We start from the raw sequence: 23,933 nt of genomic DNA, 5'->3' as shown, positions 1-23,933 counted from the left end.
AGTTATACTTAGACACAAGTTAAAAACTATCGAACGAATGAGGAGAGGTTTACATGCAGCTCATTACATTTTTACATGAATTTATAAAGCATCCAAAACATACTGGTGCAATTGCGCCAAGTTCAAAAATATTAGCAAAGAAAATGGTTGATGTAATTGATTTTAATAAAGCGAAATGTATTGTAGAGTTAGGGCCTGGCACAGGGGTTTTTACGAAAGAGATTATGAAGAGAAAAAAGAAGGAAACGATATTTCTTCTTATTGAAATTAATGAAGTATTTTTCAAAGAATTAAAAAGAAAGTTTAAAGATGAGCAGAATGTCATTGTTGTACACGGTTCAGCTGAAAATATAAAGAAGTATATGGGGGAGCACAATATAGAATGCATTGATTACGTTTTATCAGGGTTGCCTTTCACTTCTTTACCAGAAGAAGTTTCAAAGCGCATTTTAAATAATGCGATGGAAGCGATACATGAGAATGGTGAGTTCATTACATTTCAATATTCACTTGTGAAAAAAGGGTTTATACAGCATTTCTTCCCTGAAATTACACTAGAAAAAGTATGGCTTAATTTCCCGCCAGCCTACGTCTTTAGTTGCAAAAAAGAACTAAGGAGAGCATATGCATAATGGAATTACATGAATTATTATCTTATATTGAACAATACGGTTATTGGGCTTTATTTTTCTGTTTATGGTTAGGGATTATCGGTATGCCAATTCCAGATGAAATGATTGTTATGAGTGGTGGTTTCGTATCTTCAGTAGGTATATTAAGTGTTGTTCCTTCATTCGTATTAACATATTTAGGTGTTGTATCAGGGCTTTCTTTAGGATATATATTAGGGAAGGTTTTTGGAACGAAGGTACTCCATAAATTAATGAAAAAGAAAAAAGCGAAGTATTTGATGAAATCACAAGAAATGGTTGATAAATACGGACAGTACGCGTTAGTTACAAGCTATTTCATACCAGTTGTAAGACATATCGTACCGTATTTAGTTGGGATGAATAACATGTCATTTCGGATATATGCTTTGTATTCCTATACGACAGGATTTGTTTGGACACTCGTTTATTTTGTGCTCGGTTCTTTATTTGGACAACATATTGAAAGGATTGTAGCAGCTGCGATAGAGTATGGTTTGTATTTTGGCGGGAGTATTGCATTGATTGTGAGTGTGTTTTATTTTTACAGACAAAAAAGAAATACAGTGATGAGTAAATAAAGGAGGCGGCAGCCTCCTTTTATTATTAATATGGCTTTATTTATCGAAGTGCTGATGCAAAGCCCTGTGACATTAAGAAAAAGTTAAGAAACCGCACGAGTTTTTATTAAGAAATGCTCTCTATACTTAGAAAGGTCTTATAGAAAAACATAATGAAAGGCGGAATATAGATGAAAAGATTTATTTTAGGATCATTACTTGTCATCATAGCAGGAGCGGCATATTTGTTAAATGGGAGTGCTACAGTAGATTCCATGAATCCGTTTCTTAAATTAGAATATCGTTATGCGGTAATTGATAACGATGGAAAAGATTTAGGTGGAAATAAAGGCCGTGCATACACAGTGAACACATATGATAAGGATGGAAACGAAAAAGAGATAACAATTGATGGAGTGGATACATTACAAAAAGGTTCCTACTGGCATGTAATTACGAGAGGAAAGTCTGTGCACGATAAGGTACAAATAGATGAAGAAATAATTCCTGATGGCGCGAAGGTGAAGTTAGGATTGTAAGTATAAACCCGGTTCTAGATGAGAGAATCGGGTTTGTTATTTTATGGTAAAATGATAAAGGGGGAGGGCGAGAGGTATGCTACTCATTGTTAGCCTTATATTAATTGGGATTATGTGCAGTATGAGAATAGTATCCTTACATATGATAGAGCGACAAATGATAGAAGAGCGATATGTATATTGCCCAAAATGTGATGCGAAAATTAGAAAAGGGAATTCGGCTCCTTTTTGTTCGAAATGTAATTTAATATTTTAACTATATTAAATCCAAAATCAATTCTTATGATTTTGGATTTTTCTTTTTAAGAAAATATTAAGAAACCCCATTACTATTTGTTAAGAAAATGTATCTATACTGAATTCTGTTGCTTAAAGAGAACATCACGAATTATAACAGGAGGTACAAATAGATGAAAACAATGTTAGAAGCGAAAGGGATTTCGAAAATATATGATACAGGCGGGAATACGTTTGAAGCGTTGAAAGATATTCAACTGCAAGTGAAAGAAGGAGAGTTTGTCGGTATTATGGGACCGTCTGGTTCTGGTAAGACGACACTTTTGAATGTTCTTTCTACTATTGATACGGCTTCAAAAGGTGAGATTTTAATTGATGGAAAAGATATTGTGAAGATGAATGATGATGAATTGGCACTTTTTCGCCGTAATCATCTAGGATTTATTTTTCAAGATTATAACTTATTAGATACGTTAACAGTGCGAGAAAATATTGCATTGCCACTTGCTTTATCAAAGGTGAAGGCGAGAGAAGTAGAATCTCGCGTTGAGGAGATTGCAAAGAAGTTTGGGATAGATCATATTTTAAATCAGTATCCGTATGAAGCTTCAGGCGGACAAAAACAACGCTGCGCGGCATCAAGAGCGATTGTAACAAATCCAAGTATGATTTTTGGAGATGAGCCAACTGGTGCGCTTGATTCGAAGTCAGCGACGGATTTATTAGAAAGTATGAAGACATTAAATGAAAAAGATCTTGTAACGATTTTAATGGTAACGCATGATGCGTTTGCGGCAAGTTATTGTAAACGAGTTGTATTTATTAAAGATGGAAAGTTATATAAAGAATTACATCGCAAAGAGATGACAAGAAAACAGTTCTTCCAACAAATTATTGATATGATGTCTTCAATCTCTGGGGGTGCGGCAAATGAGCTTATCTAGCATCGCCCTTCGTAATATAAAACGAAATTTTAAAGATTATTTTATATACTTTGCTTCCATGATTTTTAGCATCGTCATTTATTTTACGTTTAAGGCGTTGCAATACAATTCACAAATAAGTGAAGCTGGAGATAACATTGGACGAGGATTCCAGCTTGCGAGCGTAATGCTCATTATTTTCGTTGCAATATTTATTATATATTCGAATGGTTTCTTTACACGAAAGCGTAAGAAAGAAATAGGTCTTTATTCTTTACTCGGTATTCGAAAAAAAGAAATAGGTAAAATGCTGTTTTATGAAAATATGTTAATGGGTTTATTATCATTAGTAATCGGAATTGTAATTGGTAGTTTACTTTCAAAAGGATTCCTAAAGCTACTTTTAAATATGTTAGAGCTACATGTAAATGTTCATTTTGAAGTACCAGTTGGAGCGGTTATAGATACAACAGTTATTTTTTGTCTCATCATTTTATACACATCGTTTAAAGGATACCGCGTTATTTATCAATTTAAGTTAATCGAGCTATTCCGTGCAGATAACGAAGGCGAAGTCATGCCAAAAGGTTCGAAAATAATGGCTTTCATTTCTTTATTATTAATTGGATCAGGTTATTTCTTGTCAGTAACGGCTATTAAAAATGTGAGCGGTGATAACTTTATGCCCCTTGCACTTTACATTTTATTAGCGACAGTACTTGGAACGTATTTATTATTTATGTTCTTTACCGTTTTTGTATTAAAAAGAGTGCGAAATAAAAAATCCGCATTTTATAACGGAATGAAAATGGTTACGACGTCTCAGTTACTATACCGCATTAAAGGAAATGCAAAATCGTTAGCAACAATTGCCGTATTAAGCGCAGTAACGTTAACGGCGGTTGGAACTTCTGTAACGATGTATTACAACACATATATGCAGGCGAAGAAATATCATCCAGTTAGTTATTCTTATGAAAAGAAAGATATGGAATTAGATCGTAAAGTAAATGAGATTTTAAAAGAAGGACAGAATGAAGTCATTCATCAATATGAATTAGAGACGGTAAAAGTAGTAGGAGAATACGGTGATGGCACTTCATTACAATCAAGAACAACAGAACTTATCGCGCAATCATCATTTAATACAATCGCAAAATATTTAAATGAAGAAACTCTAGATTTAAAGAAGAACGAATTGTATGCATTTGATGGCATGTACAGTGAAGGTAAGAGAGATAGTGGCGTATATAAAAATCGAAAAGCTACATTCCCAATTGAAGAAGTAGCACCAGTACAAGTGAAAGATGTACAAGCAAAAAACATTACAAACTTATATGAACTTCTAGTTGTCGTTCCGGATGAAGTGTATGAGCAAGCAAAGAAGACAATTGGCTCTCATACTGTGAAAAATATTGATGTGAAAGACGAAAGAAATAGTAAAGTGTTAACGGAGAAATTAAAGAAAGTAATATCGGAAGAAGATGCAGAAGGAAGAGAGCAATTCAGTGACTTCTATACAATATTCCGCAGCGGTATTGAAACGTCAGGGTTAATGATGTTTAGTGGTATATTCTTAGGACTTGTATTTTTACTTGCAACAGGCTCTATTATTTATTTCAAACAATTAACAGAAGCACATGCAGATCGTGAACGTTACATCGTTCTTCGAAAACTCGGTGTCACGAAAAAAGAAATGAAAAAAGCCATTGCGAAGCAAATGAGATTTATCTTCTTTATTCCTTTAGTAGTTGGTATATTACACACTTTATTTGCGCTCAAAGGATTAGCGACAGTTATTCCGTATGAAATTGCAGTTCCGTTACTAATTAGCATCGGGGTGTATAGTGTTATTTATATTGGTTATTATTGCTTAACAGTTCGTTCTTATTTCAGGATTGTTAGTAAATGAAAATAAGGTATACAGTTTTTGAAAAAGCGAAAGAGAGCGTAGTGAAAATTATGTTCTCTTTCGCTTTTTTTAGTTAAAATGAGGTGTGCATGAAAATGGTATTTAAATGGAGTGTTATTTCTTTCTATGGGAATGGGTTGGCTTGAAATTGATTAAGGCGTATTAACAAAGATGTTTCATCATGTTAGTGAAGTGGCTTGGAAGTTAAACCATAAAGTGCTACTGATGAACGATAAAGGAAAAACTGTATGGATGTTAACCTTTTTAGAGAAAGATATCCCATTATTATGAAGTCTTTCGCAGAGATGGATCGAGAAGTTTTGAGGGTTTTATTACCTGATGAAAGAGGGATTCTTCCTACGAGTCCAGAGTGTGATAAATGTTATAAGACTCAATTGGATGATATCGAGGAGAGTTGATAAAAAAGAGCTTGAAACTATTCAAGCTCTTTTTTTATCACTATTTATGTCCTAAAATATGCTCAATCTCATGCAAACTTAATTTACTTGCCTTAGCAATCGTTTCAAGTGGTATACCAAGATCATACATATTCTTAATCATTTGAAATTGCCCCTGTTGGACTCCCTCTTTTCGACCTTTTTCAATGCCCTGTTGAATGCCCTGTTGAATGCCCTGTTGAATGCCTTTTTCAATACTCTTTTCAAGCCCTTTTTTAATTCCTTGTTCCATTCCTCTTTTAATTCCTTCTGTCTCTGCATGGGCGAATTTTGCTGCTTCATCCATTAAAACTTTCTCCCTTGCGTCATAGGCTTGTCGGAAAGAAGAATCCTGACTCATACGTTCCCATTTATTTATTGCTTTTTGTAAAATAGGGTCTTGGTTCATAGCAATATCCTCCAATAGTTTAGTTAAGTGCTCATCCTCATTTGCTGAAAGCAATAAAAGCCAACGAACAAATGGATCTTTCCACGGATTTACTTTTTCTTCATGCCATTGTTCAGTTAACTTTGGAATTTCTATAATGCGGATTTCTATGTCTTCACTCAGGATTTTTTTTTGTTGTGTATTCCATAATATGCTCGTTGTATGGAAGGCTGGGTGTTCCGAAAACATTACGAAGTTTAGTAAGTTTATGGTGATGGTTTTGTGAAGTGCACTGTAGGGCATCCCTTTTTGTAGTTGAGATGTGTATAGTCTTCCCCAATAATATAAACTGCGTTTAACCATATCGTGATTATTATTGAGTTGTATTTCTACATTGACTTTTGTTCCTGTGTCTAATGTCGCTGAAATGTCTAAAATAGATAACTTATCCTCTTCATATTCCCTGTGTAAATGTGGATCTTCTAGTTGTAGAGAAGCAATGGGCGACTCTAAAGACTCTTGTAACATAGCATTTAAAAATGCAATTAGAATATCTTCGCTACCATTCGTACCAAACAATTGTTTAAATGCAAAATCAATGCGTAAATTAACTAACTGTTGGTTGAACAAAGTTTGTCCTCTCCCTTATATGAAGGTGCTTCTTTCCTTCATTGTACATAAAAAGAACTAGAGTATGCAAACAAGCCATTCTTCTATTTTTTAGTAGTTTTATTAGAATGTCACAGGTAAGTATGGTTATGTTATACTCTAGTGAAATTAAAAAAATATTTTTGTTTATATCGGGGTGAAGATGATACATATGCAAAAAGATATTTTAAAACTATTAGATAAAAAGCAAAGTAACTATGAATTTCCTGCCTTTGATAATGAATATATGGATATTTCGCAAGTGAAATTCTCTCTTTTCTTTAAAGATACTAAGGATTGGTTAATGGTGTTTCAACTTGTTGGTGTAGGTTCATTAGGTGTATGTAATGATATTCAAGTATATGGAGATAGAATTACTCATTCAATGGGTGATGATTGCATTTTACAATTAAATGATGGCAATTATGAGTTATTTAATGATGAAGGTGAATTTATGCCGAATATTTATAACGGCAGTTTAAAAATTCGTGAGCAGCATTTTGAATATGAATTTACAGAAGAGGATTATATAAATAATGGAATAGAAGTACAAACGACAGAGCATTATCCAACATACTTTATGCGTATGCTTGCTACTAATGAAGAAGTTAGAACATTATTATGGTGGAGTAAAGAAGAGATTTTAGAAGAGTTCGGTTTAGAAGGTAATTGGGAACTAGCGTATGAAACGGAAGAATGGAAACATGTTGAAGACGAAAAAGTAAGTGAAAATGAATTCTTCCAATCAGTAGCAGCTGCAATAGAGAAGAAAGATCCACGTATTATTGTGAAGAAGGATTCTAACACGCATTGGAGAAATTGGGTAGCGTTTGATTGTGACTGAAAAGGATAGGAGAAAGAATAATAAATGAAAAGAAGAAGAAAATCCGGAGAAAAAGTACAAATGCATCGTTTTGCACTACCTCTATGCTACGGAAGTGAAGCACCATATTATTATTACGAGGTAGCGCCCCATGAAAGAGAGGAACGCTTCCATTTAACATCAGAACTTTGCGTAATGGACGATGAGCATTACTTTATTAGAGGTTGTTTAGAGATTCCTATCATTGACTACCACGAAAACTTCATATGGACTGTGTGGGTATCACTTAGTAAAGAAAGTTATGATGAAGTATTAAAAAAGTGGGATGAGAGAGGCCGAGAAAATAGTGATCCTTATTTTGGTTGGTTATCTGTAGAAATACCATTTTATCCAGAAACATTAAATTTAAAAACAAATGTACATATAAGAGAAGTTGGAACGGCACCGTATGTTGAATTAGAGCCAACCGAGCATCCTTTAGCAATCGAACAAAGAAATGGAATTACTTTAGAGAGAGTTAAAGAAATACAAGAAATGATTCAACGACATAGCTAGATTAGAAGAGAAAAAACGAGTGCTAGCACTCGTTTTTTTCTTTACACAACCGCAGGATTATAAATCATCGTAAAGTGTCCTGGTAATAATTCAATGTGACAAGGTGTATGAAGCGAACTTTCTCCATCTGTATCTACTTCTTTTTCTTCTTTCGTTTCAATATGAATGGATTTTGCTTTTACGTGGAAGATGTCATTTTCATTTGAATCCTCGAATAGTTTCTTTCCGATGTAATCTTTAAATGCTTGAATACCTGTTGATTTGACTACGAAAATATCAAGTGTTCCGTCATCACATTTTACGTTCGGAATAAAGGATGGAATACCACCAAGATATTCACCATTTCCAACCATGACAAGGACAGCTTCGTCTTCATATACTTGTCCGTCATAAGTAATTTTTACCGGGAATGTTTCAGCATTTTTGACAGTTCGAATTGTGCTTAAATAGTAACCGATTTTACCAAGCTTTGCTTTTTCTTCTGCATCGATATTGTTTGATACTTCAGATACGAGTCCAATGCCCCAGAAGTTTAAGAAATGTTGTTCATTTGCTTTTGCAACGTCAACTGGTTTTACGTGTTCCTTTGTGATAAGTTTTGCTGCTTCTGCAATGTTTTGCGGAACACCAAGTGTGCGAGAGAAGTCATTGCAAGTTCCACCTGGAATGATTGCAAGTGTAGGTCTAGTTTCGAGAGGTGCTAAGCCATTTGTGCATTCAAATACTGTTCCATCACCACCAAAGACGATAATTAAATCTACTTTACTAGCAAACTCTTGGCAATATTTTGTTGCATCACCTTGTTTTTTCGTATGAAGGATATGTAGATCAGGAAAAGCTGCGGCAAGAGGTGGTACGATTTTTGTTAAATTTGTATGTAAGTCACCTTGACCAGCTTTCGGATTTACGATGAGGAGTACTTTTTCAAATTTTGTCTTTGTCATTTTTATTCTCTCCCTTTGTCTTTTACGAATCGTGATAGAAAATAAACTTCCATCAGTAATTAATGGAAGCTTATTTTATTATATTACTCCGTTACAACTGAAGCGATAAATGGTAAGTTACGATATTTCTCAGCACAGTCGATACCGTATCCAACGATGAATTCGTCTGGAATTTGGAAGCCAACATATTCAGCTGTTAAGTCCACTTTACGGCGTTCTGGTTTATCAAGTAGCGTACAGAACTTAAGTGCCTTTGGTTTATGCATAAAGAAGTGGTCTTTTAAGAAATGAAGTGTTAAACCAGAATCGATAATATCTTCTACAACAATTACGTTTTTTCCAGTAATGTTTACGTCGATATCTTTTAGTAGTTTCACTTTTCCTGTCGTTTCTGTTTGATTTCCGTAACTAGATGCAGAAATGAAGTCAATTGTTACATCGTTTTTGATGTGACGAATTAAATCAGCAGCAAATACGAATGAACCTTTTAATACGGCGATAACTACGATTTCTTCTCCTTCAAAGTCACGTTCGATTTGAAGTGCTAATTCTTTCACTTTTGCTTGTAATTGTTCTTCAGAAATTAAAGTGTCTTTTATTTCAATATTCATTGTAATCCTCCTACAGTGTAAAACTTGCGAACATTTCGACTGTAAAGGATAGAATAGAAAAAGTCAAAGAAGATAGTAATTTTTTACAAAGACAACGACAAAATCATCTGATGATATGATATACTAAGTATATTGAGAAAACGCTTCCATAAAGGGTGAATATGATGAAGAAGAAACAGTACACAAGTGTAACATTTATAAAAGCATTACTTTTAACAATTGTTCTTGGCCTGTTGGCTTACGTAATTGATGTACCTGCGATTCGTATTTCATTAATTGGAATGACTTTAGTGTTAGGAGCAATTTCGCACGGTATGATGTCGCAGCTAAAAGAAGCTGGACTTGATGATATGAGAGATCATATAGATAAAAAGTAAGAAACCTTCATTATATAGAGTGAAGGTTTTTTTGTTTCTTACAAAAATGTAAGGTAGTTGTAAGGCAAATCGATAGTTGCATAATAGCATTTTGGATAAACTATGGGTGTAAGGTAAAAGGCAAGCATATTTTAGGTAAATTAAGTTTTAGGCACTCTATATGTGAAAAAGGAGTAGGAGGGCATGGAGAAACGTTGGACGACCTTTTCTTTTTTAGCGACTAGTAACACCGTAATGCTAGATGGAAAAATGGATTTTTTGCACTTGTTTGATCGTGAAGATGATCATTCTTCTTCTAAATTTACAATGAAATGGAATAAATGGAGCGAGAGTTGTAGGTTTGAAGAAGAGGCCCCTAACGAAGAGCAAAAGATTATTTTAACAAACCCTATTAAAGCGTGGGTTGTTCAACGTCGTAAGTGTAACGTCAAAAATCACTTCAAGAAAACTGAGCCGAGACAATTAGTTATCGCTCCAGCCCGTTCTACTTCCAAATCACGCGAAAGTAACATGTAAATAATTGAGACACACACCCGAAAAAAACATCGTACATATTGCGATGTTTTTTTCTTTTTCTACAATGAAATCTTTAAATGAAATATATTTCATCTGCATCTTATATTTATATCTCTTGCTTATTCTAGTAATACATCCGGTGCGAGTTGATGTGAATAAAATATAAGGAGAGAATGAAAATGAAAAAGAGACTATTACCAATTTGTGCAATGGCACTTTTAACAGTAGGATATTCTTCAGTAGCGAGTGCAGATACTGGAACAGTAACAAAGGAAGAAGCGCAAGTGCAACAAGATAAAGCTAAAAAAGAAGAAGCAATTAAGGAACAGCAAAAGAGTGATGAGGAGAAAAAGCAAGCAGCGCAAGTACAAGAAAAAAGTGATATGGCTAAAAAAGAGGAAGCAATAAAAGCTGAGAAAAAAAGTGAAGAAGAGAAAAAGAGAATAGCGCAAGAACAGTTAAAAAACGATATGGCAAAAAAAGAAGCAGCGATAAAAGCCGAGCAAAAGAATGAAGTAGCTAAAAAAGAAGTAGCAAAGCCAGTTGTACAAGGTGAAAAATTACCAAATACAGCATCAAATAATGTAGCAATGATGGGATTAAGTGCATGTCTTGTAGCGGTAGGTACATTATTTGGTTTGAATCGTCGCAATAAGATTAAAGCGTAAATAAAATATTTTCCTATAAAGAATGGGATAATTTCATATATTAAAAATGGTAGGTTACTCCTACCATTTTTGGCATGGAGGAATGAAGAATGAAGTTACTCAATTATATCGGTATCATATTGATGGCTATAGGGCTATTCATGGGATCCTATTATGCTGTGGAATGGTATAAAGGAAGAAGCTCTGCCGGGCAATTAACTGCAGAAGAAATAAAGAGTCTTAAAAATATACAAGATACTCAACTTTCTCGTGAAACACCTGTAACTTCTCAAGTGCCTTCTTCTCAAACAGAACATAAAGAAGGAGAAAAGGTAGCGATGTTAAACATACCAAAAATAAAGAAGAAGTTTTCTATATATTGGGGAGCGGATGATACGACTTTGAAAAAAGGAGTGGGTATGTTCGTTAGTGATTTAACGACAACTCCATCTGGAGGGGGACATACTGTACTAAGTGGACATCGAGATACTGTATTTACAGATTTAGGAGAGTTGAAAGAAAAGGATACCCTTGTTTTAGAGTATGATAATAAAACGTACACATATGAAATTCAAAAGACATGGATTACTCATGCGGATGATCGTACTGTTATTATAAAAAAAGAAGAACCGATATTAACACTGACAACTTGTTACCCATTTAATTATATAGGGAATGCACCAGATAGATATATTATCGAGGCGAAGTTAACTGGCAGTTATTCAAAGTGAAATTATAGTTTCTGAAAGCGGGAGGGGGATATATAAATTATGTCAAAAAATATTTTAATTGTTGAAGATGAAGACATATTACGTGAAATATTAAAAGATTATTTTTTAAGTGAGCAATATGTAGTGTTTGAAGCGAGGGACGGGAAAGAGGCTTTAGTTGTATTTGAAGAAGAAGAGGTTGATTTAGTTATTTTAGATATTATGTTGCCAGAACTCGATGGATGGTCTGTTTGCCGAAGAATTCGAAAGACGTCCGAGGTGCCTATTATTATGCTGACGGCGCGCGTAGATGAAGACGATACGTTACTCGGTTTTGAACTTGGGGCAGATGACTATGTGACGAAGCCGTATAGTCCGCCAATTTTATTAGCAAGAGCGAAACGATTATTAGAAAGTAGAAAAGCATCGAAGAAACCTTTAGAGAACGAAGATGATACGTTATCGATTCATGGCATCCATGTCCATTTTCCGTCGCGTACTGTTACTGTTGATGAGGCAGATGTTAGTTTAACGCATACGGAGTTTGAAATATTGGTGTATTTCATGAAAAATCAAGGAATCGTTTTAACGCGAGAGCAACTCATTTCAAGAATTTGGGGATATGAATTTGCTGGCGATGATCGAACGGTGAATAGCCATATTCGTAATTTAAGAAATAAATTAGGAGAGAAAGCAAAGTATATTACAACTGTAGTACGCACAGGTTATAAATTTGAGGGCAATGTATGAGGAATGGAATTGTACTAAAATTATTTACTCTTACAACAGCATTATGCATGTTAATTTTAGCGACGATATTTATTGGACAAACGATATTTTTTAAACAATATTATGCGAATCGAAAAGTGGAAGATATTAAAGTGAATTTAAATTCCTTTGAGAAGAACTATTTAAATCATGCAGGAAATACAGAAGAAATTCAGAAACTAGAGCAAGACTTTTTAAGAGAAAATAATACGTGGATTACGACATTAGATAAGAACGGGAATTTAAAACATGCAGATGATTTTTATTTTGAGGTAACGATAGATCGTAGGCAACAAAAGAGCTTTGGACAACAAATATTTAAAATTCCTTTAGGCAATCTCGTCAATATAGAGGAGATTGATAATAAATTATCGGAGCATTTTTTAGGGCAAGAAATTTATTTTTCTGGAGTGAGAAAAGAAGATAGTTTTATTCCATTCTCTTTTTCTTTATCTAAGCAGAATTTAAGCGGATCTAATAAACCGTTAGAAAAAGCATTTAATGAGAAAATGAGTAAATTAAATGAGGAGAAAAAGAAAGCAGCTGTGGAACAAGTTGGTAAGGAAAAGAAGCCGGCTGTTCGGGAGCAAGTTGCTCAAGAACCAGATGTTTACATAGGAGGGCGTGTTACGAAAGTACAGTTTCCAGATGTAAAAGGCCCCGTAAATCCAATTTATAAAAACACTTTATTTTTGGATAGTATAAAAGAATTTCAAACGGATGTGTTACTAAAAGAGAGTAATCAAATAGAGTATTCAACAAAGACAATGGACTACGAAAAGAATGATATAAAATATAAATTATTAATGAAACCAATAAAAGAAAAAGACGGATCGGTAACATATATTTATGCGATGGCTTCTTTACAGCCGGTAGATGAAGCTGTACAAATGGTGCAAGATTATTATATCTATATCATTGCATTTGTAGTCGTTCTTATTTTTTTAGCTTCGTTCTATTACTCAAAACAAATTGCAAAGCCATTATTGAAAATAAATGATACAACAAAGAAAATAGCGCATTTAGACTTCACAGAAAAAATACCGATTACTTCGAAAGATGAAATTGGAGATTTATCGAAAAATATTAATGTGCTATCAAATAAACTCCATTCGCATATTGGACAGTTAGAAGAAGATATTGAAAAGGAAAGAAAGTTAGAAAAGACGCGAAAAGAATTCATTTCTGGTGTTTCACATGAATTAAAAACACCGCTAAGTATTATGAAAAGCTGTATTTCTATTTTAAAAGACGGGGTAGCTGAACATAAAAAAGAGTATTATTTTCAGGCAATGGAGAGAGAAGTAGACAAAATGGATACGTTAATTTTGGATATGCTTGAGTTAGCTAAATTTGAATCTGGTACATATAAAATGAAAAAAGCTTCGTTTTATATTGATACAGTAATTGAAGGTATATGTGAACATCTATCTGTGGAAATAGAGAAAAAAGAACTTCATATTCATAAAAATATAAGTTCATTTGAAGTGATTGCAAATCAAGGCCGGATTGAACAAGTCATCGTGAACTTCATTACGAATGCTATACGATATACACCAAATAAAGAGGATATTATTATTTCTACAATAGATGAGAAGAATCGTATAAAAGTGTGCATTGAAAATAAAGGTACTCATATTGAAGAAGAGCAATTAGATAAAATTTGGGATCGTTTTTATCGCGTGGATACAGCTCGTCAGCGTTCACAAGGTGGGACGGGGCTTGGGCTTGCTATTTCAAAGAATATTTTAGAACTACATGATGCTGAATATGGGGCAGAAAATACAGAAGATGGTGTATTATTTTATTTCTATTTACCGAAAAAAGCGTAGACAATATGATCTATGCTTTTTTAATTTATTTTCATATTATCTTTACCTAATCTTTATTTTTAATCAGTATAATTTGTTTAGAAAATGAGGTTATGTAAGGAGTCGATGAACCGTGCATAGCAATTGGCTAAGTATAATGGTATTTATTTTCTTTTGCGCATTTATTGTATTTTTAATTGATATTACGATATGAAAAAAGAGCGCTCATTAAGCGCCCTTTTTTTGTGTATTCATTTGATAAGCACTGATGCTCTTGAATAAGCGTGGTGAAGTGATAAATAAAAATATAAGTAAAACGGTACATAAAATAAAAGAACCAAGCATTGTACTTCCATTTACGATTAATGAATATAACACAGCCGATTGACCTTTCGGCGCATATTGTCCCCAGAAAATAATGCCGGCAATAAAGTGGCAGAAATAGCGAGCAAAGCTACCGATAAATGTAGCAAGGATAATATAAGCAAGGACTTTCTTACCCTGATTTTGTTTTGATGAAGGTTTGTCTTTACGGTTACCTAAATTTGATTGTTCTAAGCTATTTTCATTGGATGTTAAAAGTGCTTTTTGAATTGGACGATAGAATAAGCCAGCAAATCCGATAAAAGCAAAGGCAATGAAGTACTCAATGAATGCTTGAACAGGTGTTAAAATATAAGCATCTCCCACGACAATTTGTAATAGTCCCCAAACTAAACCGCCTAAGAAAGCTGATTTAAAGCCCCAGCGGTAAGCAATAATAAAAATAGGAATCATAGCGAATGAGATAGAACCGCCTGTTGGAAGTTTAAGTGATAATGGTAAAATATCGATAATCATGGCGAAGGCTGCAAGAATAGCAGATTCGATCATCGCTTGTAAATTGGTGTTACGCATGTTGTCTCCCCCTAAATCCAAGTTGTACAAAAAAGAATAGATATCATAGGAGGATACGAAATACGTAAATAAAAATGAGGTATGTATTTCGGACGTTTGCACAATCCCTGCGTTAGCATTAACTAACAGGTTCGAAGGGTCGGAACGAAGTGTTCCCTCTCAGCGGCATGGCTCCCCCAGTGATAACGAAATTCTTTATTTGTTATTGTTTATTGTAAGCGAAATGGATGAGAATGGCAAACGAATACAGTATGACAATAATTGAAATAGAATTGTAGCGAAATGTTAATAAATATGAAGCAAAAGGGTATAGTACAAGAGAAATTGGGTGTGGTATAATTTTTTTGAAAATAATTATCATTCTCTTCTGAGGGGGAAGGTTATGAGCTTAGTAGATATTAAAATTGGAGAGAAAGTGTTAGTAAAAAGTATTCAGTCTTTAGATCAGCTATTAAAGCGTAGACTAGCTGCTTTCGGTCTTGCTGAAGGAAGCGAACTTCGCCTGAAACAGAAAGCGATGTTCAAAGGTCCTTGTACATTGGAGTGTCGTGGACAGTTAATTAGTATTCGTCATTGTGACGCGAAAATGATAAAGGTGGAATTAGCGTGAATAAGGTAGCTTTGCTAGGGAATCCGAATACAGGGAAGACATCATTATTTAATGCACTTACTGGTTCTTATGAATACGTAGGAAACTGGAGCGGTGTAACAGTAGAAAAAAAGGTTGGTAAATTAAAAGATAGACAAGGAACATTAATTGATTTACCAGGTGTTTATGATTTAAATCCAGTTTCACGTGATGAAGGTGTTGTAACAAACTTTCTATTAACAGAAGAATTTAATCATATGTTAAATATCGTAGATTCCTCGCAGTTTGAAAGAAATATGCATTTAACGTTGCAGTTACTTGAATTTGGTAAGCCAGTCTCAATTGGTTTAAACATGGTTGATGTGGCGAAGCAAAGAGGAATTGTCATTGATGTAAAACGATTATCAGAGCTATTAGGTGTAACAGTCGTTCCTGTTGTTGCAAGAAGTGGAAAAGGCTGTGAAGAACTGCTTACGACTCTTAAAGAAAATGACAAAAAAGAGAAAAAGCCATTCCTTATTTCATATGGTGTACAAATGGATGAAGGAATTGGAGAAGTAATTGCTCTTTTAGAGACAGCGAATTACGAGCATCCGAGATGGTTAGCACTTCAATTTTTAAGCAATAACGAAGTAGTAGAAAAAGAAATGAAAGCATTACCAATTTATAAGGAACTCATAGCCATTCGATCTCGCTTAGAAGGAAGACTTGATTGTACGTTAGAAGAGCACATTTACAAAACTCGTGAAGCGTATATTGAAAAGTTAAAAACAAATGTTATGAAGCATGAGAAAGAAGGAAAAATTCCTTTTTCAGAAAAAATTGATAGATTAATTACACATAAAATTTTAGGACTTCCAATCTTTTTAGCAGTTATGTTTTTTATTTTTCAGGTTACGTTTACGTGGATTGGTACACCTTTATCGGATATGTTAGATGAGTTTTTTGGTGGCCAGCTTACGGATTGGGTGACGGCTGGACTTACAAGTATTGGAGCTTCTGATTTTATTCAAGCACTAGTTACAGAAGGTATTATTGCCGGTGTTGGTGCTGTATTAGTATTCGTACCACAAATCTTTGCACTATTCTTTTTTATTTCATTATTAGAAGACTCAGGGTATATGGCGCGAATTGCAGTTGTTATGGATAGAATTATGGAGTTTTTCGGCTTAAACGGAAAAGCTTTTATTCCGATGATTATCGGTTTTGGATGTAACGTTCCAGGTATCATGGCTGCGAGAACGATTGAACAGGAAAAAGAACGTTTACTTACCATTTTAGTAACACCATTTATGTCTTGTTCAGCACGATTACCTGTATATGCATTATTTGCGGGCGTATTTTTCCCGCATAGTCAGGCGACTGTTGTATTTTCTTTATATGTTGCAGGGATTGTTCTTGCGTTATTAGTTACAAAAATTATGTCTCTTACAATTTTGAAAGCGGAAAAGTCTATTTTCGTAATTGAATTACCGCCTTACCGTGTGCCACAAGCAAAAACATTATGGCTAAGCACGTGGGAGAAAGGAAAGGGATTTGTTCGTAAAGCTGGTACATTCATCTTTGGTGGTTCGGTTGTTATTTGGTTATTAAACTATGCAGGTCCATCAGGATTCGGCGTTGATATGGGAGATAGCTACTTAGCGATGATTGGTGGATTTATCGCACCATTATTTGCACCGCTCGGCTTCGGAACGTGGCAAGCTGCAGCATCCCTTTTAACAGGATTTTTAGCGAAGGAAGTTGTCGTTTCTACAATGGCAATTATTTATGCAGTTAAAGAAGATGTGCTTGGAAATGTAATGGGAGCACATTATACAGCATTATCAGCTTATGCATTTATGTTCTTTATTTTATTATATGTTCCGTGTTTAGCGACGGTAGCTGTTATTAAACGTGAAACAGGATCAGCGAAGTGGACGATTTTCTCAGTCGTTTATCCACTCGTAGTTGCTTATGTATTAACGCTCATTATATACCAAGTTGGATCCTTACTCGGATTCTAGAAGGAGATGTATTGTGATGATGGTCAATATTATAATTGGAGCTATCATTTTTGGTTATGCAGCATATACGTTAGTTAATTTTGTAAAGAGAAGTAAAAAAGGAAAATGCGCGGCATGTTCTTTAAATAAGTCATGTCAGTCGCAAACTTGTAGCCCGGATATGGAGCAAATTGCTCATAATAAATAGAAAAAAGCTTTGCGAATTTCGCAAAGCTTTTTTGTTTTACTTTTTAATTTTTACAAGTTGAGAAGCTTCTACGCCTTTGTAACCAGGGAATTCTTTACTTGGGTCTTTATCAAATTTTAATACACCTACAGATTTTTCATCACCTTTTACATTGCTGTAAGTTGCGTCATCGACAATCGCATACATATCTGTATATGCACGACCACTTCCGATAATTGTGTTGCCTTCATATTTTAATTTTGCCCCATCAAGTGCAGCATTTTCTACTTTTTCTTTTGCAAATAATACACCTTGTTCTGTTGTTACAGCTGGTAATTTATCAAGTGGTTTCGTGTTGTCTTTTTCATCAACTTTGCTAAGTAACTCTTTTTTCACTAGTTCTTCACCAGTTTTCTTATCCATTACAAGAACTTTTTTACCATCTAATGTTGTCATTTTCATTTTATAGAAGTCTTTTTCTTTCACTTCTTTTTTGTTTTTATCTGTAATTTGCTGAACTTGTTCTTCTGATCCGTACAGTACAAAGCCGTTCGCTTTCTCTCCTAATAAAGAACAACCTGATAATGCTCCAAGTGAAATTGCTGCTGCTAATCCGATTCCTACTAATTTTTTCATGATGATTTCTCCTTTTATATGTTTTATAGTAAATACAATTTTTGTATTAGTGCTTACATGTGAAGAAGCTTGTTTGTTGCTTCTGGTATTAGTGTATAAGAAATATCGGAATGCAACTATCGAGTTAGCTTACAGTAACATTACACTTATGTAATTTAGTGAAATTGCACAAAAGTAAGTTAATTTCAAAGAGGGATAATGAGAATATATTAGAAATACAATATTGTATATAGAATGTCATATTATAATGGATGTATTTTGGAAATAACATGTAAGGACATATTAGTTTTGTTATAATAAACACATAGGCTGTAAAATGAATATTCTTTACTGTAAAGGGAGATTTTTCAGTTTTCCAAGTAGTGAATTTGAAATATGAGGTATATCATAGGAGGAATTTAGATGTCTGTATTTAAACGATTAAGAGATTTAACAATGTCAAATGTGTATTCGTTAATTGAAAAAGCGGAAGATCCAGTTAAGATGACTGATCAATATTTACGCGATATGCAAGCCGATGTACAAGAGGCTGAGAAAAGTGTAGCAGCTCAAATCGCACTTGAGAAGAAATTCAAAATATTATTTGAAGAGCAAGAAGCACTTGTGAAAAAACGTGAAGAGCAGGCTCATACGGCTGTTCAAGCTAATAACTTAGATCTTGCGCGTCGTGCATTAGAAGAAAAACAAAATGCAGAGCAAAAAATGAATGAGTATAAAGCAAGCTACGAGCAAAATAAAGCTGCTGCTGATAACCTGCGCCTAAAGCTAGAAGAAATGCGTAAGCAATTAAATGAGCTGAAAAATAAACGTGAAACACTTGTAGCGCGTGTAAATGCGGCGAAAGCACAAAAGAATATTAATCAGGCGATGTCTGGATTTGATTCAAACTCAGCAAAAGCTGGTTTAAGCCGTATGGAAGAGAAAGCCCTTCAATTAGAGGCTGAAGCGGAAGCAAGCGGTGAAGTTTATAAGAAAGAAAAATCATTAGATGATGAATTCGCAAGCTTAAACAAAAATTCTGCTGTTGACGATGAATTAGCTCGTATTATGAAGCAGTATGAGAAATAATATAGAATAAAGACAAATGAACCGACATGTCTAAATATATTCATGTCGGTTTTCTATTATATTTTAGAGGAGGTTTTGCAATGACATGGATGAATGTAGTTGCCATGCTTGTATGGACTGGAGCGAGTGCAGTACTTTTATTTGCAATTATGTGGGTTGATTCAATTTTTACAAAATACAATGATTTAAAAGAAATCAAAAATGGAAATACAGCTGTAACAACTCGTTTTATTATGAAATTATTTGCACAAGGGTACATTTTATCTCAATCGATAACGAAAGCAAATGATTTATGGCAAGCACTTCTTGCATCAGCAGTTTCTTTCGTTATTTTATTAGTGGTAGAAATGTTTATCGAATTCGTATTAAAGAAAATGTCTGGTCTTGATTTAGAAGAAGGTACGAAAGAAGGTAGCGTTGCACATGCGATGTTAGCCGGATCATTACATATTGTTGGTGCACTAATTTTAGGTGCTTGTTTATAAAGAGAAAAGGAGGGGTAGATCATGAGTTTATTTAAACGAATTAAAAATATAATGAAAAGCCCAGAGCCACCGAAGCCGGAAAAGAGTCTTTTAACGTTAGCTCCTGGCGATATGATTGAAGTTTCATTAGTTATGTATGAATTAATTGGGAAAACGAGTATGCATTCGCGTAAGGAAATTGTTTTGACATTGCAAGATGGAAAAGATATTCGTTATTTAAAAATTGAAGACCGAGAAAATACGTATTACAAATTATATACTCCAATTGATGGTCGCTTAGATTCAATTGATGAAATTCCGACGACAATTGAAATGGATAATACCGAGTATCATATGGAAGAACAATATAACGGACGTGTTGTTGTGATGGGAAAAACTCCATTCTCAGCTTCAGAAGAACAGTATATATGGGAATTCCAATCAGATAATCGGAAATTATTGCGTATTGAATGGCAAAATGGTCGCACAATGATGTATGAGGGAGAAGCAATCATTCCTGCTGATGTACAAATTATAAGAGCAACGTAAGGGGGCGTAATCATGTCAAACCGATTGTTTACCATGATTAAATCGTTTGTGATCCCTATACTTGCTATCGTTATATTACTTGTTGTTGCTGGTTATGCCTTATCAGGTTGTCAAGGCGGGCAGACAAAGTCGATTCAAGACCGTTATCCACTTGAATCTGTTGCCAAGGAAGGTAAACAAGAATCTTACGTGTATAGGGCCGCCAATCGGTCAGTTCCTGAAGTCGCAAAGGAACTCATTAATGAAAGAGAACCGCAGCAAGCGTCTAAAGAAGACGAAAATCAAATGTTCCTCGTTTATTCTGATAAGATTTATAACCTGCAAAAGGATAAAGAGAAACCATCTGATACGTTAATTGAAATAAGTAATAAAGAATTTGTCCGTCAAAATTACCAACCGTCCTTCTTGCAAGGATATATTATGGGTAGCATATTAAACGATATATTCGGTTCACGAAAATCATCATACGGTGATTATCGAGGATATAACGATAGACAAAATCATAAACCAGTTATTCCAGAGAGACCACCTACAAAAGAAGAAAAGAAAACCCCACCTCCAATTACGAAGGAAGGGAAAGGGTCTATCATTAAGCGAGGCGATAATGTAGATTCGAAACCATCAGTAGGTGATAAGGGAAGTATTACTGAAAAAGGAAGTAATACGACGCCCCCACCTTCTACTGGAAGCAAGGGTAAAATTACAAAAACACCAGGCGGTTCAAGCGGATCAGATGTGAAGCCGAAATCATCTATTAAAACGCCGCCAAGGAATACATCTCCTCCGAAAACGAGGGTCGGTGGTTCAGGAAAAATTACGAAGAGAAGATAGTGTAGAGACCGAAAAGTGGAATTTGCTTTTTGGTCTTTTTTTGTTATGGGAATTAATTCCTCTCAGGTGGTACGATTTAGGCATAAGGGAGGAAATAAAAATATATCAGCGATTATTGAAATATATCGACTTACCGACAAAAACTGACAACGATAGCAACTTAATAATAAAAAGAGGGTGTGCCAAAATTTTGGCACACCCTCTTTTTCATAACGATTAATGAATATCACGTTTCTTAAAGTTACCGCCTTTTACTTCTGCTACGTCATAAACTGTAATAAAGGCGTGTGGATCGATTTCATTAATAAGTTCTTTCATTTTACTTTCTTCTAAACGGTTAATTACACATGAAATTTCTTTAAACTTCTCTCTTGAATAACCACCGTATACTTCGTTATATGTTGCACTTCGGCCTAAACGATCGCGAATTGTTTCTACCATTAATTCAGGCTCTTTTGTAATAATTTTAAATGCTTTTGAACCACTTAAACCAACTTCAACGATATGAATCACTTTCGAAGCGATAAAGTAAGCAATTGCCGAAAGGATAGCTCCTTGCAGGCCGAATACCGTTGATACGAAAATAAATACGAACATGTTTAAGAATAAAATAAGGTCACTCGTTCCAAATGGTAACTTACGAGAAAGCAATACAGCAAGCATATCGATTCCATCTAATGCCCCACCGTTACGTAATGCTAGTCCCATACCAAAACCGATGATAATACCACCAACAACTGTAACTAATAATGTATCGCCTTCAATAATAGCTGGTATTCCGTGCATGACAACGGTACCTACTGCTAATGAAGCAATTCCGATAATAGAATAAATCGCAAAGCTTTTACCGATTTGCTTATACCCTAACCAAACGAAAGGAATGTTAATAACTGCGATTAGAGCTCCTAATGGCAATCCAAATAATCTTGAACTAACGATACTTAAACCAGTTACACCACCGTCTGATACGTTATTTGGAATTAATACTGCTTCTAATCCGTACGCTGTGATAAATGCCCCAATAATAATCATCAAAGCTTTTGAAGCAATTCTTAGCTTATTGGGCTTGTTTTTGATAATTTTCTCCATGTAATTTCCTCGTTTCAAACTAGTTTCTTATTTGTTACGTAATTCACACCTAAATTTTATTTTAACATTTAATTTGAAAAAATTCTCCTTTAATGGATGTATGCAGGGAATATTATCACCATATTATCTTTAAAATATTTTTGAAATCAGTATAAGAAATCCCATCCTTTCAAAGGATGGGATGCTATTAAGAAAATATAAAACTAAGTACTGATACGAATAAAGCGAAACCTAAAATAGTTCCACATATTTTCATATGGCGCTTGCGTCCCATTACGACAATCGCAACATATTCACGGATCATTGCGTTAGGCCAGTAATAAAATGCAGTTTTTGATCCAATACCTTGGCTATTAAGACCGGCTTGTCTTGCATATATACCAGCACGGAAAAGGTGGAAATTATTCGTTGTAAAAATACTTTTATATTTACCTTCTGGTTTTAAAGAATCCATAATTTCTTTAGAGAACAGCATATTTTGATATGTGTTTACAGAGCGATTTTCCTGGACTGTATGTTCAAGAGGAATTCCTTTTTCAACAGCGTAACTTTGCATCGCTTCCGCTTCTGGAAGACCTTCATCTGGACCTTGTCCACCAGAAAAAATAATTGTTGGTGGTGTATTAACAGCGGCTTGTTTCCAATAGAAGTCAATCGCTTTATTAATGCGGCTTGCAAGTAAAGGTGGTACTTTATCATTAATTAAGCCGCTACCAAGAACGATGATGAAATCTTGATTACGTCTTGGTCTGTTGAATTGGTATAAAAAATATGCACTTAAGAAGTTAGATAAGTGTATAAAGAAATATATGCTTATAAGAGAAATAGCTGCAAAAATAGGCTCTAAATGCGATGAAACCAAACTTGCTGGATTTATAATAGGGAGTAACATAAAGAATAACATCCCTAAAGCAGCAAGGAGTGTTAAACAGTTAGTGAACCGTCGTCCTTCTCGCTTCATTAAAATTCTAGCATTAAGAAATAGCCCAAACATTAAAGCAACAATACCGAAAGGAAGCATAATGAGAAGTGCTAAAAAAGGTAAAAATATAATGTAGCGTAGGACATCACTATCTGAGTTCAATGATACAATCACACAAAAAAGAAGGAAAAAACAGATAAAGGCATTAAATAAAAAGCCGTTTATTATTTTTCGCGGATCTTTTAAATATGAGATAAGAAAAATAATAAATAATATAAGAGGAATAATTCCGAAATACATCATAAATATAGTACACCTCAACTTGTATAAGAATTTGACATACCTTTTATATTACATGATTTTATAAGTGAAAATGAAAGAAAAAGGATTTTGAATTTTCTCAATAAAATATATAGATACGTATGTTACAATATATTCAAAGCGATATATTAAAAGTAAAATGGTTGAAAAGGCACTCAGTAGAGTGCTTTTTCTTTTTGTATGCAATTGTGCATATTATATTTTTTTTCAAATGAAGAGGATTACAATATAAGTTGTAGACAGACTTTATAAAGCAGAATTTCATACAAACATTTCCCTCTACTTTTTGTATCTAACAATCGTATAACAATAAATAATTCTGTTTTATAGTGTCTGTTT

General features: G+C 34.3%; 28 protein-coding genes and 1 riboswitch. Of the genes, 21 read left to right on the top strand and 7 right to left on the bottom strand.

Going from position 1 to position 23,933, the window contains the following annotated elements:
* Window positions 1-53: 53 nt before the first annotated feature.
* The 6 genes from M1D73_RS24690 (at window position 54) to M1D73_RS24665 (ending at window position 4,821) form a co-directional block, all read left to right on the top strand.
* Window positions 54-632, top strand: a complete 579-nt coding sequence (locus tag M1D73_RS24690) for a class I SAM-dependent methyltransferase (protein ID WP_001176066.1) — start codon at window positions 54-56, stop codon at window positions 630-632.
* Window positions 632-1,231 (top strand): DedA family protein, encoded by a 600-nt coding sequence (locus M1D73_RS24685; RefSeq protein WP_000418943.1) that lies wholly within the window; start codon window positions 632-634, stop codon window positions 1,229-1,231. The genes M1D73_RS24690 and M1D73_RS24685 overlap by 1 nt, the downstream gene beginning before the upstream one ends.
* 170 nt (window positions 1,232-1,401) lie before the next feature.
* Window positions 1,402-1,749 carry a YxeA family protein gene (locus M1D73_RS24680; RefSeq protein WP_000819386.1) on the top strand — a complete coding sequence of 116 codons (348 nt, stop codon included), beginning with the start codon at window positions 1,402-1,404 and terminating at the stop codon, window positions 1,747-1,749.
* A 76-nt stretch (window positions 1,750-1,825) separates the two neighbouring features.
* A complete protein-coding gene (locus M1D73_RS24675; RefSeq protein WP_000924676.1) occupies window positions 1,826-2,005 on the top strand; it encodes a hypothetical protein in 180 nt (59 codons plus the stop codon).
* A gap of 154 nt (window positions 2,006-2,159) precedes the next feature.
* Window positions 2,160-2,930 (top strand): ABC transporter ATP-binding protein, encoded by a 771-nt coding sequence (locus M1D73_RS24670; RefSeq protein WP_000855633.1) that lies wholly within the window; start codon window positions 2,160-2,162, stop codon window positions 2,928-2,930.
* Window positions 2,917-4,821 (top strand): ABC transporter permease, encoded by a 1,905-nt coding sequence (locus M1D73_RS24665; protein WP_000059440.1) that lies wholly within the window; start codon window positions 2,917-2,919, stop codon window positions 4,819-4,821. Before M1D73_RS24670 ends, M1D73_RS24665 begins: the two co-directional genes overlap by 14 nt.
* A gap of 459 nt (window positions 4,822-5,280) precedes the next feature.
* Here the strand turns inward: M1D73_RS24665 and M1D73_RS24660 are convergent, their stop codons facing one another.
* Complete coding sequence (locus tag M1D73_RS24660; protein ID WP_208755757.1) at window positions 5,281-6,276, bottom strand: Rpn family recombination-promoting nuclease/putative transposase; 996 nt, start codon at window positions 6,274-6,276, stop codon at window positions 5,281-5,283.
* Between the two features lie 190 nt (window positions 6,277-6,466).
* Here M1D73_RS24660 and M1D73_RS24655 point away from each other — a divergent pair, with 190 nt between their 5' ends.
* Together M1D73_RS24655 and M1D73_RS24650 are read left to right on the top strand one after the other, a co-directional pair.
* Window positions 6,467-7,138: a DUF7003 family protein gene (locus M1D73_RS24655; RefSeq protein WP_001168101.1), complete on the top strand. Its 672-nt coding sequence runs from the start codon at window positions 6,467-6,469 to the stop codon at window positions 7,136-7,138.
* A gap of 24 nt (window positions 7,139-7,162) precedes the next feature.
* Window positions 7,163-7,672, top strand: coding sequence for a DUF2199 domain-containing protein (locus tag M1D73_RS24650; RefSeq protein WP_000830215.1), 510 nt, complete (start codon window positions 7,163-7,165; stop codon window positions 7,670-7,672).
* A 41-nt stretch (window positions 7,673-7,713) separates the two neighbouring features.
* Here the strand turns inward: M1D73_RS24650 and M1D73_RS24645 are convergent, their stop codons facing one another.
* Window positions 7,714-8,616, bottom strand: coding sequence for a diacylglycerol/lipid kinase family protein (locus M1D73_RS24645; protein ID WP_000167902.1), 903 nt, complete (start codon window positions 8,614-8,616; stop codon window positions 7,714-7,716).
* An 83-nt stretch (window positions 8,617-8,699) separates the two neighbouring features.
* Window positions 8,700-9,227, bottom strand: coding sequence for a hypoxanthine phosphoribosyltransferase (hpt, locus tag M1D73_RS24640; protein WP_001019295.1), 528 nt, complete (start codon window positions 9,225-9,227; stop codon window positions 8,700-8,702).
* A 161-nt stretch (window positions 9,228-9,388) separates the two neighbouring features.
* On the opposite strand from hpt, the gene M1D73_RS24635 reads away from it, so the two are divergent.
* The 6 genes from M1D73_RS24635 to M1D73_RS24610 all read left to right on the top strand — a co-directional run bounded on the left by M1D73_RS24635 (window position 9,389) and on the right by M1D73_RS24610 (window position 14,077).
* Window positions 9,389-9,604, top strand: coding sequence for a hypothetical protein (locus M1D73_RS24635; protein ID WP_002001286.1), 216 nt, complete (start codon window positions 9,389-9,391; stop codon window positions 9,602-9,604).
* A gap of 183 nt (window positions 9,605-9,787) precedes the next feature.
* Entirely contained in the window at window positions 9,788-10,120 is a 333-nt protein-coding gene (locus M1D73_RS24630; protein WP_000415613.1) for a hypothetical protein, read from the top strand.
* Between the two features lie 179 nt (window positions 10,121-10,299).
* Window positions 10,300-10,788: an LPXTG cell wall anchor domain-containing protein gene (locus M1D73_RS24625; RefSeq protein WP_000746708.1), complete on the top strand. Its 489-nt coding sequence runs from the start codon at window positions 10,300-10,302 to the stop codon at window positions 10,786-10,788.
* Between the two features lie 89 nt (window positions 10,789-10,877).
* Window positions 10,878-11,498, top strand: a complete 621-nt coding sequence (locus tag M1D73_RS24620) for a class D sortase (protein ID WP_000771595.1) — start codon at window positions 10,878-10,880, stop codon at window positions 11,496-11,498.
* Between the two features lie 39 nt (window positions 11,499-11,537).
* Window positions 11,538-12,227 carry a response regulator transcription factor gene (locus M1D73_RS24615; protein WP_000041848.1) on the top strand — a complete coding sequence of 230 codons (690 nt, stop codon included), beginning with the start codon at window positions 11,538-11,540 and terminating at the stop codon, window positions 12,225-12,227.
* Window positions 12,224-14,077, top strand: coding sequence for a sensor histidine kinase (locus M1D73_RS24610; protein ID WP_098212820.1), 1,854 nt, complete (start codon window positions 12,224-12,226; stop codon window positions 14,075-14,077). Before M1D73_RS24615 ends, M1D73_RS24610 begins: the two co-directional genes overlap by 4 nt.
* A gap of 207 nt (window positions 14,078-14,284) precedes the next feature.
* On the opposite strand, the gene thiT is transcribed toward M1D73_RS24610, so the two are convergent.
* Window positions 14,285-14,953, bottom strand: coding sequence for an energy-coupled thiamine transporter ThiT (gene thiT / locus M1D73_RS24605; RefSeq protein WP_001246588.1), 669 nt, complete (start codon window positions 14,951-14,953; stop codon window positions 14,285-14,287).
* Window positions 14,954-15,039: 86 nt separating this feature from the next.
* A riboswitch (TPP riboswitch) is annotated at window positions 15,040-15,141 on the bottom strand.
* Between the two features lie 194 nt (window positions 15,142-15,335).
* Between thiT and M1D73_RS24600 the strand changes: the two genes are divergently transcribed.
* Genes M1D73_RS24600 through M1D73_RS24590 form a run of 3 tightly spaced genes read left to right on the top strand, consistent with a single transcriptional unit; the run spans window position 15,336 to window position 17,735 of the window.
* Window positions 15,336-15,563: a FeoA family protein gene (locus M1D73_RS24600; protein ID WP_000060512.1), complete on the top strand. Its 228-nt coding sequence runs from the start codon at window positions 15,336-15,338 to the stop codon at window positions 15,561-15,563.
* Window positions 15,560-17,548 (top strand): ferrous iron transport protein B, encoded by a 1,989-nt coding sequence (gene feoB / locus M1D73_RS24595; protein WP_001044840.1) that lies wholly within the window; start codon window positions 15,560-15,562, stop codon window positions 17,546-17,548. The genes M1D73_RS24600 and feoB overlap by 4 nt, the downstream gene beginning before the upstream one ends.
* A gap of 16 nt (window positions 17,549-17,564) precedes the next feature.
* A complete protein-coding gene (locus M1D73_RS24590; protein WP_000989598.1) occupies window positions 17,565-17,735 on the top strand; it encodes a FeoB-associated Cys-rich membrane protein in 171 nt (56 codons plus the stop codon).
* Window positions 17,736-17,771: 36 nt separating this feature from the next.
* Here the strand turns inward: M1D73_RS24590 and M1D73_RS24585 are convergent, their stop codons facing one another.
* A complete protein-coding gene (locus M1D73_RS24585; RefSeq protein ID WP_000737501.1) occupies window positions 17,772-18,350 on the bottom strand; it encodes a lipoprotein BA_5634 family protein in 579 nt (192 codons plus the stop codon).
* A 402-nt stretch (window positions 18,351-18,752) separates the two neighbouring features.
* On the opposite strand from M1D73_RS24585, the gene M1D73_RS24580 reads away from it, so the two are divergent.
* The 4 genes from M1D73_RS24580 (at window position 18,753) to M1D73_RS24565 (ending at window position 21,262) form a co-directional block, all read left to right on the top strand.
* Window positions 18,753-19,418 carry a PspA/IM30 family protein gene (locus tag M1D73_RS24580; RefSeq protein WP_000110290.1) on the top strand — a complete coding sequence of 222 codons (666 nt, stop codon included), beginning with the start codon at window positions 18,753-18,755 and terminating at the stop codon, window positions 19,416-19,418.
* Window positions 19,419-19,498: 80 nt separating this feature from the next.
* Window positions 19,499-19,903 carry a DUF350 domain-containing protein gene (locus tag M1D73_RS24575; protein ID WP_000220087.1) on the top strand — a complete coding sequence of 135 codons (405 nt, stop codon included), beginning with the start codon at window positions 19,499-19,501 and terminating at the stop codon, window positions 19,901-19,903.
* A gap of 21 nt (window positions 19,904-19,924) precedes the next feature.
* The gene (locus M1D73_RS24570) at window positions 19,925-20,431 is read left to right on the top strand and encodes a DUF4178 domain-containing protein (RefSeq protein ID WP_071740505.1); all 507 of its coding nucleotides are present in this window, start codon (window positions 19,925-19,927) and stop codon (window positions 20,429-20,431) included.
* Between the two features lie 12 nt (window positions 20,432-20,443).
* A complete protein-coding gene (locus M1D73_RS24565) occupies window positions 20,444-21,262 on the top strand; it encodes a DUF4247 domain-containing protein (protein WP_000071199.1) in 819 nt (272 codons plus the stop codon).
* 216 nt (window positions 21,263-21,478) lie between these two features.
* Here the strand turns inward: M1D73_RS24565 and M1D73_RS24560 are convergent, their stop codons facing one another.
* Window positions 21,479-22,351, bottom strand: coding sequence for a YitT family protein (locus M1D73_RS24560; protein WP_000411246.1), 873 nt, complete (start codon window positions 22,349-22,351; stop codon window positions 21,479-21,481).
* 187 nt (window positions 22,352-22,538) lie between these two features.
* Entirely contained in the window at window positions 22,539-23,576 is a 1,038-nt protein-coding gene (locus M1D73_RS24555) for a YdcF family protein (RefSeq protein ID WP_000990094.1), read from the bottom strand.
* Window positions 23,577-23,933: the final 357 nt, after the last annotated feature.

This window comes from Bacillus sp. PK3-067, from assembly GCF_056738645.1.
This window is presented reverse-complemented; position numbering and strand designations above follow the sequence as displayed.

What these genes read in the sequence shown, in the direction of transcription:
- M1D73_RS24690 (WP_001176066.1), top strand. Translation starts at nt 54, where the DNA reads ATGCAGCTCATTACATTTTTACATGAATTTATAAAGCATCCAAAACAT.
- M1D73_RS24685 (WP_000418943.1), top strand. Translation starts at nt 632, where the DNA reads ATGGAATTACATGAATTATTATCTTATATTGAACAATACGGTTATTGG.
- M1D73_RS24680 (WP_000819386.1), top strand. Translation starts at nt 1,402, where the DNA reads ATGAAAAGATTTATTTTAGGATCATTACTTGTCATCATAGCAGGAGCG.
- M1D73_RS24675 (WP_000924676.1), top strand. Translation starts at nt 1,826, where the DNA reads ATGCTACTCATTGTTAGCCTTATATTAATTGGGATTATGTGCAGTATG.
- M1D73_RS24670 (WP_000855633.1), top strand. Translation starts at nt 2,160, where the DNA reads ATGAAAACAATGTTAGAAGCGAAAGGGATTTCGAAAATATATGATACA.
- M1D73_RS24665 (WP_000059440.1), top strand. Translation starts at nt 2,917, where the DNA reads ATGAGCTTATCTAGCATCGCCCTTCGTAATATAAAACGAAATTTTAAA.
- M1D73_RS24655 (WP_001168101.1), top strand. Translation starts at nt 6,467, where the DNA reads ATGCAAAAAGATATTTTAAAACTATTAGATAAAAAGCAAAGTAACTAT.
- M1D73_RS24650 (WP_000830215.1), top strand. Translation starts at nt 7,163, where the DNA reads ATGAAAAGAAGAAGAAAATCCGGAGAAAAAGTACAAATGCATCGTTTT.
- M1D73_RS24645 (WP_000167902.1), bottom strand. Translation starts at nt 8,616, where the DNA reads ATGACAAAGACAAAATTTGAAAAAGTACTCCTCATCGTAAATCCGAAA.
- hpt (WP_001019295.1), bottom strand. Translation starts at nt 9,227, where the DNA reads ATGAATATTGAAATAAAAGACACTTTAATTTCTGAAGAACAATTACAA.
- M1D73_RS24635 (WP_002001286.1), top strand. Translation starts at nt 9,389, where the DNA reads ATGATGAAGAAGAAACAGTACACAAGTGTAACATTTATAAAAGCATTA.
- M1D73_RS24630 (WP_000415613.1), top strand. Translation starts at nt 9,788, where the DNA reads ATGGAGAAACGTTGGACGACCTTTTCTTTTTTAGCGACTAGTAACACC.
- M1D73_RS24625 (WP_000746708.1), top strand. Translation starts at nt 10,300, where the DNA reads ATGAAAAAGAGACTATTACCAATTTGTGCAATGGCACTTTTAACAGTA.
- M1D73_RS24620 (WP_000771595.1), top strand. Translation starts at nt 10,878, where the DNA reads ATGAAGTTACTCAATTATATCGGTATCATATTGATGGCTATAGGGCTA.
- M1D73_RS24615 (WP_000041848.1), top strand. Translation starts at nt 11,538, where the DNA reads ATGTCAAAAAATATTTTAATTGTTGAAGATGAAGACATATTACGTGAA.
- M1D73_RS24610 (WP_098212820.1), top strand. Translation starts at nt 12,224, where the DNA reads ATGAGGAATGGAATTGTACTAAAATTATTTACTCTTACAACAGCATTA.
- thiT (WP_001246588.1), bottom strand. Translation starts at nt 14,953, where the DNA reads ATGCGTAACACCAATTTACAAGCGATGATCGAATCTGCTATTCTTGCA.
- M1D73_RS24600 (WP_000060512.1), top strand. Translation starts at nt 15,336, where the DNA reads ATGAGCTTAGTAGATATTAAAATTGGAGAGAAAGTGTTAGTAAAAAGT.
- M1D73_RS24590 (WP_000989598.1), top strand. Translation starts at nt 17,565, where the DNA reads ATGATGGTCAATATTATAATTGGAGCTATCATTTTTGGTTATGCAGCA.
- M1D73_RS24585 (WP_000737501.1), bottom strand. Translation starts at nt 18,350, where the DNA reads ATGAAAAAATTAGTAGGAATCGGATTAGCAGCAGCAATTTCACTTGGA.
- M1D73_RS24580 (WP_000110290.1), top strand. Translation starts at nt 18,753, where the DNA reads ATGTCTGTATTTAAACGATTAAGAGATTTAACAATGTCAAATGTGTAT.
- M1D73_RS24575 (WP_000220087.1), top strand. Translation starts at nt 19,499, where the DNA reads ATGACATGGATGAATGTAGTTGCCATGCTTGTATGGACTGGAGCGAGT.
- M1D73_RS24570 (WP_071740505.1), top strand. Translation starts at nt 19,925, where the DNA reads ATGAGTTTATTTAAACGAATTAAAAATATAATGAAAAGCCCAGAGCCA.
- M1D73_RS24565 (WP_000071199.1), top strand. Translation starts at nt 20,444, where the DNA reads ATGTCAAACCGATTGTTTACCATGATTAAATCGTTTGTGATCCCTATA.
- M1D73_RS24560 (WP_000411246.1), bottom strand. Translation starts at nt 22,351, where the DNA reads ATGGAGAAAATTATCAAAAACAAGCCCAATAAGCTAAGAATTGCTTCA.
- M1D73_RS24555 (WP_000990094.1), bottom strand. Translation starts at nt 23,576, where the DNA reads ATGATGTATTTCGGAATTATTCCTCTTATATTATTTATTATTTTTCTT.